Raw genomic sequence first — 15,434 nt, 5'->3', positions numbered from 1 at the left:
CCGCCGCGTTGGCGCGGCCGGCCCCCACCGGCCCGCAGCCAAAGCACGGCCTCTCAGCCCCTCGCGGCCGTCAGCGTCTCCGCATGCTCCTGGAGCGACCGCACCCCCACGTCCCCGTGGTTCAGCGCATCGATGCCCTGGACGGCCGCCGCCAGCGCCTGCACCGTCGTCAGACACGGCACCGACCGGGCCACCGCGGCGGTCCGGATCTCGTACCCGTCCAGGCGACCCCCCGTGCCGTACGGGGTGTTGACGATGAGGTCGACCTCGCCGTCGTGGATGAGCTGGACGATCGTCCGCTCGCCGTTCGGCCCGATGCCGTCCGACTGCTTGCGCACGACGGTCGCGTTGATGCCGTTGCGCTTGAGCACCTCGGCCGTGCCGGACGTGGCGAGCAGTTCGAAGCCGTGGGCGACCAGCTCACGCGCCGGGAAGATCATCGAGCGCTTGTCGCGGTTGGCGACCGAGATGAACGCACGGCCCTTGGTCGGCAGCGGCCCGTACGCCCCCGCCTGGGACTTGGCGTACGCCGTGCCGAAGACCGAGTCGATGCCCATGACCTCGCCGGTGGAGCGCATCTCCGGGCCGAGCACGGTGTCGACGCCGCGGCCCTGGATGTCGCGGAACCGCGACCACGGCATGACCGCCTCCTTCACGGAGATCGGCGCGTCGAACGGCAGCTCGCCGCCGTCGCCGCGGGCCGGCAGCAGGCCCTCGGCGCGCAGCTCGGCGACGGTCGCGCCCAGCGAGATCCGGGCGGCGGCCTTCGCCAGCGGCACCGCGGTCGCCTTCGAGGTGAAGGGGACCGTACGGGACGCGCGCGGGTTGGCTTCGAGGACGTAGAGGATGTCCCCGGCCATCGCGAACTGGATGTTGATCAGACCGCGCACGCCGACGCCCTTCGCGATGGCCTCCGTCGAGGCCCGCAGGCGCTTGATGTCGAAGCCGCCCAGCGTGATCGGCGGCAGGGCGCACGCCGAGTCGCCGGAGTGGATGCCGGCCTCCTCGATGTGCTCCATGACGCCGCCGAGGTACAGCTCCTGACCGTCGTACAGCGCGTCGACGTCGATCTCGATCGCGTCGTCCAGGAACCGGTCGACGAGCACCGGCCGGGAGGGGCTGATCTCGGTCGACTCGGCGATGTAGGCGGCGAGGCGGGTCTCGTCGTAGACGATCTCCATGCCGCGCCCGCCGAGGACGTACGACGGCCGGACGAGCACCGGGTAGCCGATCTCGTCGGCGATGGCCTTCGCCTCGGCGAACTCGGTGGCGGTGCCGTGCTTGGGGGCCGGCAGACCCGCCTCCGCGAGGACCCGGCCGAAGGCGCCCCGGTCCTCGGCCGCGTGGATGGCCTCGGGGGACGTGCCGACGATCGGCACCCCGTTGTCCTTCAGCGCCTGCGACAGACCCAGCGGGGTCTGCCCGCCCAGCTGCACCACCACGCCGGCGACCGGACCGGCCTGCTGCTCGGCGTGGACGATCTCCAGCACGTCCTCCAGGGTGAGCGGCTCGAAGTACAGCCGGTCGGAGGTGTCGTAGTCGGTGGAGACGGTCTCCGGGTTGCAGTTGACCATCACGGTCTCGTACCCGGCGTCCGACAGCGCGAAGGACGCGTGTACGCAGGAGTAGTCGAACTCGATGCCCTGGCCGATGCGGTTGGGACCGGAGCCCAGGATGATGACGGCCGGCTTCTCGCGCCGGGCGACCTCGGTCTCCTCGTCGTAGGACGAGTAGAAGTACGGCGTCTTCGCGGCGAACTCGGCCGCGCAGGTGTCGACCGTCTTGTAGACCGGGCGGACCCCGAGCGCGTGCCGGACCTCGCGGACGACGTCCTCGCGCAGCCCGCGGATCTCGCCGATCTGCTGGTCGGAGAAGCCGTGCCGCTTGGCCTCGGCGAGCAGGTCGGGGGTGAGTTCGGCGGCGGCGGCCAGCTCGTCCGCGATCTCCTTGATCAGGAACAGCTGGTCCACGAACCACGGGTCGATCTTCGTGTACGCGAAGACCTCCTCGGGGGTGGCGCCCGCGCGGATGGCCTGCATGACGGTGTTGATCCGGCCGTCGGTGGGCCGTACCGCCTCGTGCAGCAGCGCTTCCTTGTCGCCGGGCTCGCCGACGAAGGTGAACTGGCTGCCCTTCTTCTCCAGCGAGCGCAGCGCCTTCTGGAAGGCCTCGGGGAAGTTGCGGCCGATGGCCATCGCCTCGCCGACCGACTTCATGGTCGTGGTCAGCGTGGAGTCGGCCTGCGGGAACTTCTCGAACGCGAAGCGGGGGGCCTTGACGACCACATAGTCGAGCGTGGGCTCGAAGGAGGCCGGGGTCTCCCGCGTGATGTCGTTGGGGATCTCGTCGAGCGTGTAGCCGACGGCCAGCTTGGCGGCGATCTTCGCGATCGGGAAGCCGGTGGCCTTGGAGGCGAGCGCCGAGGACCGCGACACGCGCGGGTTCATCTCGATGACGATGACCCGGCCGTCCTCGGGGTTCACCGCGAACTGGATGTTGCAGCCGCCCGTGTCGACACCGACCTCGCGGATCACGGCGATGCCGATGTCCCGCAGGATCTGGTACTCGCGGTCGGTCAGCGTCATCGACGGGGCGACGGTGATCGAGTCACCGGTGTGCACGCCCATGGGGTCGAAGTTCTCGATGGAGCAGACGACCACGACGTTGTCGTGCTTGTCGCGCATCAGCTCCAGCTCGTACTCCTTCCAGCCGAGGATGGACTCCTCCAGGAGCACCTCGGTGGTGGGCGAGAGGGTCAGGCCCTGGCCGGCGATCCGGCGCAGTTCCTCCTCGTCGTGGGCGAAGCCGGAGCCGGCGCCGCCCATGGTGAAGGAGGGGCGGACCACGACCGGGTAGCCGCCGCCGAGCTCCTCGACACCGGCGATGACCTCGTCCATGGTGTGGCAGATGACCGAGCGCGCGGACTCGCCGTACCCGGTCTTGCGGCGGACCTCCGCGACCACGTCCTTGAACTGGTCGCGGTCCTCGCCCTTGTGGATCGCCGCCACATTGGCGCCGATCAGCTCGACGCCGTACTTGGCGAGGACGCCGTTCTCGTCCAGCGAGATGGCGGTGTTGAGCGCGGTCTGGCCGCCCAGGGTGGGCAGCAGGGCGTCGGGGCGCTCCTTGGCGATGATCTTCTCGACGAACTCCGGGGTGATCGGCTCGACATAGGTCGCGTCGGCGATCTCCGGGTCGGTCATGATCGTCGCCGGGTTGGAGTTGACCAGGATGACCCTGAGGCCCTCGGCGCGCAGCACGCGGCAGGCCTGGGTGCCGGAGTAGTCGAACTCCGCGGCCTGGCCGATGACGATCGGGCCGGAGCCGATGACCAGGACGGACTGGATATCGGTGCGCTTAGGCACGCTGGCCCTCCATCAGGACTGTGTCCATCAAAGACGTGAAGCGGTCGAACAGGTAGGCGGCGTCGTGCGGGCCGGCTGCCGCTTCGGGGTGGTACTGGACGGAGAAGGCGGGCTGGTCGAGCAGCTGCAGCCCCTCCACGACGTCGTCGTTCAGGCAGACGTGGGACACCTCGGCGCGGCCGAACTTCGTGTCGCTGACCTGGTCGAGCGGCGCGTCCACGGCGAAGCCGTGGTTGTGCGCGGTGACCTCGACCTTGCCGGTCGTACGGTCCTGGACCGGCTGGTTGATGCCCCGGTGGCCGTACTTCAGCTTGTAGGTGCCGAAGCCGAGCGCGCGGCCGAGGATCTGGTTGCCGAAGCAGATGCCGAACAGGGGGGTCTTCCGCTCCAGGACGGCGGTCATCAGGGCCACCGGGCCGTCGGCCGTGGCCGGGTCGCCGGGGCCGTTGGAGAAGAACACGCCGTCCGGGGAGACGGCGTAGACGTCGTCCACGGTGGCGGTCGCGGGCAGCACGTGTACCTCGATGCCGCGCTCGGCCATGCGCTGCGGGGTCATGCCCTTGATGCCGAGGTCGATGGCGGCGACGGTGAATCGCTTCTCCCCGACGGCCGGGACGACGTACGCCTCCTTGGTGGCGACCTCCTCGTACAGCGAGGCGCCCTTCATGTGCGGCTGGGCCTGCACGCGCGCGAGGAGCTCGGAGTCGGTGGCGATCGCCTCGCCCGAGAAGATGCCGGAGCGCATCGAGCCGCGCTCACGGAGGTGGCGGGTGAGGGCGCGGGTGTCGATCCCGGAGATGCCGACCACGCCCTGCGCGACCAGCTCGTCGTCCAGCGAGCGCCGGGCACGCCAGTTGGAGGGCACGCGCGAGGGGTCGCGCACGACGTAGCCCGAGACCCAGATGCGGCTGGACTCGTCGTCCTCGTCGTTCCACCCCGTGTTGCCGATCTGCGGGGCGGTGGCGACCACGATCTGGCGGTCGTAGGACGGGTCGGTGAGGGTCTCCTGGTAGCCGGTCATGCCGGTGGAGAACACGGCCTCGCCGAAGGTCTCCCCCACGGCCCCGTAGGCGCGGCCGCGGAAGATCCGGCCGTCCTCCAGGACGAGTACGGCGGGAGCCTTGGCGGCTCCCCTTGTGGAGGTCGTCATCGTTCGGCGCCTTCCGTGCTGGGTGTCTTGATCATGGAGTTGATGGCGTCGACCCACTCGGTGTGCTCGGCCGCGTGGTCGGAGCGGAAACCGGAGTCGATCAGCTTGTCGCCGTGCGCCCAGGTCACCACGAGGAGTCCGCCCTCGGTGAGGACCTTGCCCGCGATGCCCTTGCCGAGCAGGGCCTCCCGGAGCGCGTCGGCGGGGATGAAGAAGTCGGTCGCGCCGGGGCGTACGACGTCCAGGCCCGCGTCGGTCAGGGTGAGCTCGACCCGGCTGCGGGAGCCGAGGCCGTGGGCCACGATGCGGTCCAGCCACTGCCCGGCGGTGGTGGAGCCGTGGTAGCGGCCGCTCATCGTCAGTCTGGCCGCGCCGGGGTCGTCCGGCGCGCTGGGCAGCTCGGGCAGGTCCCCCTGGAGGGTGCCGCGCCATTTCCAGCCCTCGCGCATCAGCCAGTAGACGAGCGCCACGAAGAGGGCGAGCCCGACGAGCCAGCCGATGCGCGCGGACCAGTCGGTGACCGCGGCCGACTTCTTGTCGTCGGCCAGCAGGATCAGAGGTGTCACGTCAGCTTCCCGTCCACGAGCGTCGCCTTGCCCCGCAGCCACGTGTGGGTGACACGGCCCGGCAGCTCGCGTCCCTCGTACGGGGTGTTGCGGCTGCGCGAGGCGAAGCCCGCGGGGTCCACCTCGCCACGGTATTCCGTGTCGACGAGCGTGAGGTTGGCGGGCTCACCTGCCGAGACGGGACGGCCGTGTCCGGCGGCCTGTCCGATCCGCGCGGGCTTGACGGACATCCGGTCGGCGACGCCGGCCCAGGTCAGCAGGCCGGTGTCCACCATGGTCTCCTGCACCACCGACAACGCGGTCTCCAGCCCCACCATCCCCATGGCGGCGGCGGCCCACTCGCAGTCCTTGTCCTCGTGCGGGTGCGGGGCGTGGTCGGTGGCGACGATGTCGATGGTGCCGTCGGCGAGCGCCTCGCGCAGGGCCAGGACATCGCGCTCGGTGCGCAGCGGCGGGTTGACCTTGTAGACCGGGTCGTACGACCGCACCAGTTCGTCGGTGAGGAGCAGGTGGTGCGGGGTGACCTCGGCGGTGACGTCGATGCCCCGGGACTTGGCCCAGCGCACGATCTCGACGGATCCGGCGGTCGAGAGGTGGCAGATGTGGACGCGGGAGCCGACGTGCTCGGCGAGCAGGACGTCCCGGGCGATGATCGATTCCTCGGCCACCGCCGGCCAGCCGCCGAGGCCCAGCTCGGCGGAGACGACACCCTCGTTCATCTGGGCGCCCTCGGTCAGCCGCGGCTCCTGCGCGTGCTGGGCGACGACGCCGCCGAAGGCCTTCACGTACTCCAGCGCGCGGCGCATGATCACGGCGTCGTCGACGCACTTGCCGTCGTCGGAGAAGACGGTGACCCCGGCGGCCGACTCGTGCATGGCCCCCAGTTCGGCGAGCTTCTTGCCCTCGAGGCCGACGGTGACGGCGCCGATGGGCTGGACGTCGCAGTAACCGTGCTCCTGGCCGAGCCGGTAGACCTGCTCGACCACACCGGCGGTGTCGGCGACCGGGAAGGTGTTGGCCATGGCGAACACGGCCGTGTAGCCGCCGGAGGCAGCCGCGCGGGTGCCGGTCAGCACGGTCTCGGAGTCCTCGCGGCCGGGCTCGCGCAGATGGGTGTGCAGGTCGACCAGGCCCGGCAGCAGCACCTTGCCGGCGGCCTCCACGACCTCGGCGCCCTCGGCGGACAGCCCGCTGCCCACCGCCTCGATGAGCGCACCGTCGATCAGGACGTCCTGCGGCTCACCGCCGAGCACCTTCGCACCACGGATCAGGATCTTGCTCATGGGCTTTACTTCTCCTCGGTGGTGCGGGCGTGGCTGACGGCGGGTTCGTTGCCGCCGAGCAGGAGGTAGAGAACGGCCATCCGGATGGAGACTCCGTTTGCGACCTGCTCGACCACGGTGCAGCGGTCGGAGTCGGCGACCTCGGCGGTGATCTCCATGCCGCGGACCATCGGGCCGGGGTGCATCACGATGGCGTGCTCGGGCATCCGCGCCATGCGGTCGCCGTCGAGGCCGTACCGCCGTGAGTACTCGCGCTCGGTCGGGAAGAACGCGGCGTTCATGCGCTCGCGCTGGACGCGCAGCATCATCACCGCGTCGGACTTGGGGAGGACGGCGTCGAGGTCGTACGACACCTCGCAGGGCCAGTTCCCGACGCCGACCGGCACCAGGGTGGGCGGGGCGACCAGGGTGACCTCGGCGCCGAGGGTGTGCAGCAGGTCGACGTTGGAGCGGGCGACCCGGCTGTGCAGGACGTCGCCGACGATCGTGATGCGCTTGCCGGCCAGGTCCTGCCCTATCCCGGCGTCCCGGCCGACGAGCCGGCGGCGCATGGTGAAGGCGTCCAGGAGGGCCTGGGTGGGGTGCTGGTGGGTGCCGTCGCCGGCGTTGATCACGGCGGCGTCGATCCAGCCGGAGGTGGCGAGGCGGTAGGGGGCACCGGAGGCGCCGTGCCGGATGACGACGGCGTCGACACCCATCGCCTCCAGCGTCTGGGCGGTGTCCTTCAGGGACTCGCCCTTGGAGACGCTGGACCCCTTGGCGGTGAAGTTGATGACGTCCGCCGACAGCCGCTTCTCGGCGGCCTCGAAGGAGATCCGGGTCCGGGTCGAGTCCTCGAAGAAGAGGTTGACCACGGTGCGGCCGCGCAGGGTCGGCAGCTTCTTGATCGGCCGGTCGGCGACCCGGGCCATCTCCTCGGCGGTGTCGAGGATCAGGACGGCGTCGTCGCGGGTGAGGTCGGCGGCCGAGATGAGATGACGCTGCATCTGTCAGGCTCCGTAAGGCAGTTCACATATCGGGAGGTTACGGGCAAGCGTGGGCGCACCGGTGCGGTGCGGGCCCCTGGGCTTGCTACGGGGTCGGCTTCACACCGAGCAGCACGGTGTCGCGACCGTCCTCCTCGGTGAGCAGGACCTTGACCGTCTCCCGCAGCGACGTGGGGAGGTTCTTGCCGACGTAGTCGGCGCGGATGGGCAGTTCGCGGTGGCCGCGGTCGACGAGGACCGCGAGCTGGACCGCGCGCGGGCGCCCGATGTCGTTCAGGGCGTCGAGGGCGGCGCGGATGGTGCGGCCGGAGAACAGCACGTCGTCGACGAGGACGACCAGTCTGCCGTCGATGCCGTCACCGGGGATCTCGGTGCGGGCCAGCGCACGCGGCGGGTGCATGCGCAGGTCGTCGCGGTACATCGTGATGTCGAGCGAACCGACGGGCATCTTGCGGTCGGTGATCTCCTCCAGCTTGGCGGCGAGCCGCCGGGCGAGGAAGACACCGCGGGTCGGAATGCCGAGGAGCACCACGTCGTCGGCGCCCTTGGCGCGCTCGACGATCTCGTGGGCGATGCGGGTCAGTACCCGCGCGATGTCGGGCCCTTCGAGCACGGGCCGGGCATCGGATGCCGGAAGGTCGGGCTTTACCTGCTTGTCCATACGAAACGGACCCCCTTCTCCGCCTCACGGGACGGACCTTAAAGGACGTCGGATTTGCGCCATCCACGCTATCAGGTGCCGGAGAGGCCCCCGATCACCCCCTTGGCGTAATCGGCCATCGCCACCGCGGAAGAGTCGGTGCGGACCATTCGGCTTGACGCGAGAGAGTAACGCTGCGTAACCTCACAGTGAGTTACCAGCCGCGCGGCGGGAACCAAAGGCCGGCCGCGTCGACACAGTGTCCGGGGAGCTATATGTCCAGCGAATACGCCAAACAGCTCGGGGCCAAGCTCCGGGCCATCCGCACCCAGCAGGGCCTTTCCCTCCACGGTGTCGAGGAGAAGTCCCAGGGTCGCTGGAAGGCCGTGGTGGTCGGTTCGTACGAGCGCGGCGACCGTGCCGTGACCGTGCAGCGCCTTGCCGAGTTGGCGGATTTCTACGGGGTTCCGGTGCAGGAGCTGCTGCCGGGCACCACCCCTGGCGGCGCCGCCGAGCCCCCGCCGAAGCTGGTCCTGGACCTGGAGCGGCTGGCCACCGTGCCGGCCGAGAAGGCGGGCCCGCTGCAGCGCTACGCGGCGACGATCCAGTCCCAGCGCGGTGACTACAACGGCAAGGTGCTGTCGATCCGCCAGGACGACCTGCGCACACTGGCCGTCATCTACGACCAGTCCCCCTCGGTCCTCACCGAGCAGCTGATCAGCTGGGGCGTCCTGGACGCGGACGCGCGCCGCGCGGTCGCCACCCACGAGGACGCCTGACCCCCACAACGCCTTAGCAGAAACGTGCCGCCGGACTGACCGGAACCCGATGGTTCCGGTCGGCTCGGCGGTTCCTTTTTGCGATCAGAGGCACGAGCTTCCCGGCGCGGAACCAGGACGTACCCAGGGGCGCGGGGCTGTATCGATATACGGCTCCGCCGCATGGGCGCAACAAGCCACACACGGCCCGCAGCCGCCCTACAACCGCACCACCCACCCCATTGGGCACACGAACGCCGGAGGGCCCGCAGCAGGCGCACGCTGCAGGCCCTCCGGCGTTTGTCGGCTCACGCCTCCCGGCGCAGCGACGGCTTCAGCTCCTTCAGCCGCCCCAGCAGTCCGTTGACGAACGACGGCGACTCGTCCGTCGAGAACTCCTTCGCCAGCTGAACCATCTCGTCGAGGACGACCGCGTCCGGCGTCTCGTCGACCCAGATCAGCTCGTACGCCCCGAGGCGCAGGATGTTGCGGTCGACGACCGGCATCCGGTCGAGCGTCCAGCCGACCGCGTACTGGGCGATCAGCTCGTCGATCCGCCGCTCGTGCTCGGCGTAGCCCTCGACCAGCTGCATCGTGTATTCGCTCACCGGCGGCTGCCGGGTGTCGTCCCGGGAGAGCCTGATCCAGTCCGCGAGAACGGTCAGGACGTCGGCCCCGCGCTGGTCGCCCTCGAAGAGGATCTGGAAGGCGCGCTTGCGGGCCGTGTTGCGGGCAGCCACGGTTAGCTGTTCACCCGGCCGAGGTAGTCGCCCGTGCGGGTGTCGACCTTGATCTTCTCACCGGAGGTGATGAAGAGCGGGACCTGGATCTCGTAGCCGGTCTCCAGCTTGGCGGGCTTGGTGCCGCCGGTGGAGCGGTCGCCCTGGACGCCCGGCTCGGTCTCGGCGATGGTCAGCTCGACGGCGGCCGGCAGCTCGACATAGAGCACCTGGCCCTCGTTCTGCGCGACCATGGCCTCGAAGCCCTCGATCAGGAAGTTCGCGACGTCACCGACGGTCTTGCGGTCGATGTGCAGCTGGTCGTACGTGTCCATGTCCATGAAGACGAAGTAGTCGCCGTCCATGTACGAGAACTGCATGTCGCGCTTGTCGACGTTGGCCGTCTCGACCTTGACGCCGGCGTTGAAGGTCTTGTCGACCACCTTGCCGGACAGCACGTTCTTCAGCTTGGTGCGCACGAAGGCCGGGCCCTTGCCGGGCTTGACGTGCTGGAACTCGACGACGGACCAGAGCTGGCCGCCTTCGAGCTTGAGCACCAGGCCGTTCTTGAGGTCGTTCGTGGAAGCCACGGTTGCGGAATCTCCTGGACTGACGTACGACCCCGGGTCACGCGCTACAGCGCGAGCAGCTCCTTGGTCGTGATGGTGAGTAGCTCGGGTCCGCCGTCCGCCTCAGGGCGTACGACGAGCGTGTCATCGATCCGGACACCGCCCCGGCCCGGGAGGTGAACCCCCGGTTCGACGGTGACCGGCACGCAAGCGTCCAGTTTACCCATGGACGACGGGGCGAGCTGCGGGTCCTCGTCGATTTCGAGTCCGACACCGTGTCCCGTGAGGGGCTGCAGCCCCTCGGCGTAGCCCGCGGAGTCCAGCACGTGGCGTGCGGCGCGGTCCACGTCGCGGTAGGCGGCTCCCGGTACGAGACCCTCGCGGCCGGCCCGCTGAGCGGCGAAGACGAGGTCGTAGAGCTCGATCTGCCAGTCGGCGGGCGAGGTGCCGATGACGAAGGTCCGGCCGATCTCGCAGCGGTAGCCGCGGTAGGTGGCGCCGAGGCAGACGGAGAGGAAGTCACCCTCCTCGACCCGCCGGTCGGTGGGGCGGTGACCGCGGCGGCCCGAGTTCGGTCCGGTCGCCACGGAGGTGGGGAAGGCCGGGCCGTCGGCGCCGTGGTCGACCAGGCGGCGCTCCAGTTCCAGCGCGAGGTGCCGTTCGGTGCGGCCGACGAGGATCGACTCCAGCAGCTCGCCGAGGGCCTGGTCGGCGATCTCGGCGCCGATCCGGAGGTACGAGATCTCCTCCTCGTCCTTCACGACCCGGAGCTGCTCGACGGCGCTGCCGAGGTCGGTGAGGCGCAGGCTCGGGGCGACCGAGGAGAGGGCGCGGTGCCGGGTCACCGTGAGGTGGTGCTCCTCGACGGCGAGGGCGTCGGCGTCCTGGGCGGCGGCGAAGTCGGCGGCGGCCACGGCGGGGTCACCGCCGGGTCCTTCGAGGAGGTGCTGCCGGAGGGCGTCGTCGGGGCGGGCCTCGATGGGGCGGTCGTCCTGCGGGCCGGGGCTGACGAGGAGGTCCTCGCGTCGGCCGAGCAGCAGGACGGAGCCGGCGGGGGCGGCGCCGGCGAGGTATCTCACGTTGGCCGGGCGCGAGACGAGGGCGGACTGGCAGCCGGCCGCGTTGCATCGTTCCCTCAGCCTGGTTCGGCGGGTCGCGTACACGTCTGACATGAGTCGAGCGTAGGAGTCGCGGGCGGTTTGTGCCGGTTGAGGGGGGCCGAGTGGGGTGGCGGGGCGCCATTGTGGGGTGCGGGTCCGTGGGACTTCTTTGCGCAGTTCCCCGCGCCCCTCAAGTGACCGGTCGTCCTTCGGCTGCGGACCGGTGGGGCGTTCGCGTCCACCCGGTGGAGCCGTAGATCGATGCGGCGCCCCCCGCGCCCCTCAAGTGACCGGTCGTCCTTCGGCTGCGGACCGGTGGGGCGTTCGCGTGCTCCCGGTGGAGCCCGCAGATCGATGCGGCGCCCGGGCCGCCTTCTACCAGCTCGGGGGGCTCGCTATCGCCCTCGCCAGGACCTCGTCCAGTACGCGGGCCGTGCTGGGTACGTCCAGCTGGGAGTTGTCGATGATCGGGAGGCCCGAGCCGTACCAGCCCGCCATGCGGCCGTGGATGCGGGCCACCTCCTCGTCGGTGAGGCGGCGGTTGCCGGTGCGTTCGGCGTTGCGCTCCAGGACGATGTCGAGGCCGGGGAGGAGGACGACCGGGAGGAGGCCGGGGCCGACATGCCGCTTCCAGCCGCCGAGGCCGACGACCGGGCGGTCCGGGAAGACCGCGTCGTCGAGGATGCACGAGATGCCGTTGGCCAGGAAGTTGCGCGCGGCGAAGCCGCAGGTGCGGCGGGCCAGGCGGTACTGGGCCTCGGAGTTGTCGTTCCAGCCGGACTGGGGGTCGGCGAAGCCGGAGCGGACCCATTCGCGGACGTCGTCGAGGCTGATGTGGGCCGTGGGGACCCTGCGGTGGTCGGCCCAGTACTTGGCCACGCTGGTCTTGCCCGCGCCCGCCGGGCCGATGAGCAGGACGGCCAGGGTGGTGCTGGTCGGGTCGGGCGCGGTGGTCGCGGCCGGGGGTGCGGTGGGGATGCCCACCGGGGCGCCCGGCGGCAGCGGGACATGGCCCGTGGCGTCGGGGGGCGGCGGGGCCGAGGGCAGGGTCGGCGGCGGCGGAACCGACGGCTGCGGGGGCGCGGCCGGTGGCGGCGGCACGGGCGCGGGGCCCTGCGGCGCTCCCGGATGGTGTGCGGCCGGCGGCCAGCCGGTCGGTCCCTGCCCCGGCTGATGGGGCGGCGGCAGCGGAGATCCCACTGCGTGCTGCATCCGGTGCCACTCCGTCTCGTCATGTGCGGCTGCGCTCGTTACCGAACGGTACCGCCCCCGGTCGTCGTTTGGTGAAACGGCCGGGGGCGGTACGAAGTGCCCGAGCCAGGCGGCGAATCGGGCGGAAGGAACAGCTGCGGACTTACTGCCCGACCTCGCCGTAGGCGGCGAGCAGCACGGCCGGGTCCGGGCCCTCCAGGACGGTGGGCTTGGCGAGGCCGTCGAGGACGATGAACCGCAGCAGGTCGCCGCGGGACTTCTTGTCGACCTTCATCGTCTCGACCAGCTTGGGCCACTGGTCGTAGCGGTAGTGCAGCGGCAGGCCCACCGATTCGAGGATCGCGCGGTGGCGGTCGGCCGTCGCGTCGTCCAGGCGTCCGGCCAGCCGGCCGAGTTCGGCGGCGAAGTGCATGCCGACGGCGACCGCGGCACCGTGCCGCCACTTGTAGCGTTCGTTCTTCTCGATGGCATGGCCGAGCGTGTGGCCGTAGTTGAGGATCTCCCGCAGGCCCGACTCCCTGAGGTCGGAGGAGACGACCTCGGCCTTGACCCGGATGGAGCGCTCGATCAGCTCGGCCGTGTGCGGGCCGGCCGGGGTGCGCGCGGCCTCGGGGTCGGACTCGATGAGCTCCAGGATCGCCGGGTCGGCGATGAAGCCGGCCTTGATGACCTCGGCGAGCCCGGACACGTAGTCGTTGACCGGGAGGGAGTCCAGCGCGGCCAGGTCGCACAGCACACCGGCGGGCGGGTGGAAGGCGCCGACCAGGTTCTTGCCCTCGGCGGTGTTGATGCCGGTCTTGCCGCCGACGGCCGCGTCGACCATGGCGAGGACGGTGGTCGGGACGGCGATCCAGCGGACTCCGCGCAGCCAGGTGGCGGCCACGAAACCGGCCAGGTCCGTCGTCGCCCCGCCGCCCACGCCGACGATGACGTCGGAGCGGGTGAACCCGGACTGGCCGAGCGCCTTCCAGCAGTAGGCGGCGACCTCGGCGGTCTTGGCCTCCTCCGCGTTGGGCACCTGGATGGCGACGACCTCGTAGCCCTGCCCGGCCAGGTCGGCGCGGAGCGCGTCTCCGGTCTCGGCGAGCGCCTCGGGGTGGATCACCGCGACCCGCTTGACCCTCTCACCGATCAACCCGCCCAGCTCACCGAGCAGTTGACGGCCCACCAGGACCTCGTACGGCTCGGTGCCCGCCGTGCCGCCCACCTGGATCCGGGTGACTGCCTCGCTCATGCTTCCTTCAACTCCAGTGCGTCCAGCGCTGCTTGGGTGACCTCTTCGGGCGTACGCCCGTCGGTCGCGACGACGGCCGAGGCGACCTCCTCGTACAGGTGCCGGCGTGCCTCCATCAGCTCCCGCCACTGCTTGCGGGGGTTGATGGCGAGCAGCGGCCGGGCCGCGTTCAGGCCGGTGCGCTTCACGGCCTCCTCGACGTCCATCGAGAGGTAGACCACCCGCCGGCCGGCCAGCAGCGCACGCGTGTCCGCGTCGAGGATCGCGCCCCCGCCGAGCGCGAGGACGCCCTCGTGCTCGGCCAGCGCCACCCGCACCGCCCGCTTCTCCATCTCACGGAAGACGGCCTCGCCCTCCGCCACGAAGATGTCGGCGATGGCACGGCCCTCGGCGGTGACGATGTCCTCGTCGGTGTCGCGGTAGCCGACGCCGAGCCGCCCGGCGAGCAGTTCCCCGACCGTGGACTTGCCCACGCCCATCGGTCCGACCAGCACCACCAGCGGTGCGCCGCTCACCGGATCGCCAGGTTCTCGAGGTACGACCGGACGTTGCGGCGGGTCTCGGGCACCGAGTCACCGCCGAACTTCTCGGCGACCGCGTCCGCGAGGACGAGCGCGACCATCGCCTCGGCGACGATGCCGGCCGCCGGCACGGCGGAGACGTCGGAGCGCTGGTGGTGGGCCTGGGTGGCCTCGCCGGTGGCCACGTCCACGGTCCGCAGGGCGCGCGGCACCGTCGCGATCGGCTTCATCGCCGCCCGCACCCGCAGCAGCTCACCCGTGGACAGGCCGCCCTCGGTGCCGCCGGCGTGGCCGGAGACGCGCCGGATGCCCTCGTCCGTGCCGACGATCTCGTCATGCGCCTGCGAGCCCGGCACCCGCGCCAGCTCGAAACCGTCACCGATCTCGACACCCTTGATCGCCTGGATGCCCATCAACGCCCCCGCGAGGCGGGCGTCCAGCTTGCGGTCCCAGTGCACGTGCGAGCCCAGGCCGACCGGCACGCCGTAGGCCAGCACCTCCACCACACCACCGAGAGTGTCGCCGTCCTTGTGGGCCTGGTCGACCTCCGCGACCATCGCCTTCGACGCGTCCGCGTCCAGACACCGCAGCGGATCCGCGTCCAGCTTCTCGACGTCGGCCGGGGTGGGGTACACACCCTTGGGGGCCTTCACGGAGCACAGCTCGACCACGTGCGAGACGATCTCGATGCCGGCCGTCTCCTTCAGGTACGACCGGGCCACCGCGCCCAGCGCCACCCGGGCCGCCGTCTCCCGCGCGGAGGCACGCTCCAGGATCGGCCGGGCCTCGTCGAAGCCGTACTTCTGCATACCGGCCAGATCGGCGTGACCAGGACGGGGACGGGTCAGCGGAGCATTGCGGGCGAGCCCCGCCAGGATCTCCGGGTCGACCGGATCGGCCGCCATCACCTGCTCCCACTTCGGCCACTCGGTGTTGCCCACCATGATCGCGACCGGGGAACCGAGCGTCAGACCGTGCCGCACACCACCCAGGAACGTGACCTGGTCCTGCTCGAACTTCATGCGCGCACCGCGTCCGTAACCGAGCCGCCGCCGCGCCAGATGGTCCGCGACCATCTCGGTCGTGATCGGCACGCCGGCGGGAAGGCCCTCCAGCGTCGCGACAAGTGCGGGACCGTGGGACTCCCCCGCGGTCAGCCAACGCAGCCTGCTCAACGATGCTCCTCAGTGCTCGCGCCCCGGTACTGCCCTGCGTACGCGCGTCCTCGCGTACGGCGACGGCCCGACCGGGTGCGCGGCCCCGGTCCGCCGTCTCCGATCCTCCCACGTCCGGGCGGTGAACCCGGTCGCCGGTCCAGCAGACGGACGCGG

14 protein-coding genes are annotated in these 15,434 nt (G+C 71.0%); 1 reads left to right on the top strand and 13 read right to left on the bottom strand.

From position 1 onward, the window contains the following. Window positions 1-53 precede the first annotated feature (53 nt). The 6 genes from carB to pyrR all read right to left on the bottom strand — a co-directional run bounded on the left by carB (window position 54) and on the right by pyrR (window position 8,011). A complete protein-coding gene (gene carB / locus ACWDGI_RS15295; RefSeq protein ID WP_450759098.1) occupies window positions 54-3,365 on the bottom strand; it encodes a carbamoyl-phosphate synthase large subunit in 3,312 nt (1,103 codons plus the stop codon). Further along, entirely contained in the window at window positions 3,358-4,515 is a 1,158-nt protein-coding gene (gene carA, locus ACWDGI_RS15290; RefSeq protein WP_450759096.1) for a glutamine-hydrolyzing carbamoyl-phosphate synthase small subunit, read from the bottom strand. The genes carB and carA overlap by 8 nt, the downstream gene beginning before the upstream one ends. Further along, entirely contained in the window at window positions 4,512-5,081 is a 570-nt protein-coding gene (locus tag ACWDGI_RS15285; protein WP_450759094.1) for a PH-like domain-containing protein, read from the bottom strand. Before ACWDGI_RS15285 ends, carA begins: the two co-directional genes overlap by 4 nt. Continuing rightward, window positions 5,078-6,364 (bottom strand): dihydroorotase, encoded by a 1,287-nt coding sequence (locus ACWDGI_RS15280; RefSeq protein WP_450759092.1) that lies wholly within the window; start codon window positions 6,362-6,364, stop codon window positions 5,078-5,080. The genes ACWDGI_RS15285 and ACWDGI_RS15280 overlap by 4 nt, the downstream gene beginning before the upstream one ends. Window positions 6,365-6,369: 5 nt before the next feature. Then, on the bottom strand, window positions 6,370-7,350 hold the full coding sequence (locus ACWDGI_RS15275; protein ID WP_382545873.1) for an aspartate carbamoyltransferase catalytic subunit: 981 nt from the start codon (window positions 7,348-7,350) through the stop codon (window positions 6,370-6,372). Window positions 7,351-7,435: 85 nt separating this feature from the next. Further along, the gene (pyrR, locus tag ACWDGI_RS15270) at window positions 7,436-8,011 is read right to left on the bottom strand and encodes a bifunctional pyr operon transcriptional regulator/uracil phosphoribosyltransferase PyrR (RefSeq protein WP_450759090.1); all 576 of its coding nucleotides are present in this window, start codon (window positions 8,009-8,011) and stop codon (window positions 7,436-7,438) included. Window positions 8,012-8,265: 254 nt separating this feature from the next. Between pyrR and bldD the strand changes: the two genes are divergently transcribed. Further along, window positions 8,266-8,769: a transcriptional regulator BldD gene (gene bldD, locus ACWDGI_RS15265; RefSeq protein ID WP_020938842.1), complete on the top strand. Its 504-nt coding sequence runs from the start codon at window positions 8,266-8,268 to the stop codon at window positions 8,767-8,769. Window positions 8,770-9,056: 287 nt separating this feature from the next. On the opposite strand, the gene nusB is transcribed toward bldD, so the two are convergent. The 7 genes from nusB to aroC form a co-directional block, all read right to left on the bottom strand. Next, a complete protein-coding gene (gene nusB / locus ACWDGI_RS15260; RefSeq protein WP_360497743.1) occupies window positions 9,057-9,488 on the bottom strand; it encodes a transcription antitermination factor NusB in 432 nt (143 codons plus the stop codon). Between the two features lie 2 nt (window positions 9,489-9,490). Next, complete coding sequence (gene efp / locus ACWDGI_RS15255; protein WP_360497746.1) at window positions 9,491-10,057, bottom strand: elongation factor P; 567 nt, start codon at window positions 10,055-10,057, stop codon at window positions 9,491-9,493. 44 nt (window positions 10,058-10,101) lie between these two features. Next, window positions 10,102-11,208, bottom strand: a complete 1,107-nt coding sequence (locus ACWDGI_RS15250) for an aminopeptidase P family protein (RefSeq protein WP_450759088.1) — start codon at window positions 11,206-11,208, stop codon at window positions 10,102-10,104. Window positions 11,209-11,511: 303 nt separating this feature from the next. Continuing rightward, complete coding sequence (locus ACWDGI_RS15245) at window positions 11,512-12,348, bottom strand: Pro-rich N-terminal domain-containing protein (protein WP_450759086.1); 837 nt, start codon at window positions 12,346-12,348, stop codon at window positions 11,512-11,514. A gap of 142 nt (window positions 12,349-12,490) precedes the next feature. After that, on the bottom strand, window positions 12,491-13,582 hold the full coding sequence (gene aroB, locus ACWDGI_RS15240) for a 3-dehydroquinate synthase (RefSeq protein WP_450759084.1): 1,092 nt from the start codon (window positions 13,580-13,582) through the stop codon (window positions 12,491-12,493). Further along, a complete protein-coding gene (locus ACWDGI_RS15235; protein ID WP_450759312.1) occupies window positions 13,579-14,061 on the bottom strand; it encodes a shikimate kinase in 483 nt (160 codons plus the stop codon). The genes aroB and ACWDGI_RS15235 overlap by 4 nt, the downstream gene beginning before the upstream one ends. Window positions 14,062-14,093: 32 nt before the next feature. Then, window positions 14,094-15,278, bottom strand: a complete 1,185-nt coding sequence (aroC, locus tag ACWDGI_RS15230) for a chorismate synthase (protein ID WP_351707176.1) — start codon at window positions 15,276-15,278, stop codon at window positions 14,094-14,096. Window positions 15,279-15,434: the final 156 nt, after the last annotated feature.

It is taken from the genome of Streptomyces sp. NPDC001220 (genome assembly GCF_053597895.1).
Note: the sequence above shows the minus strand (reverse complement) of the source record. Positions and strands in the feature narration are given on the sequence as shown.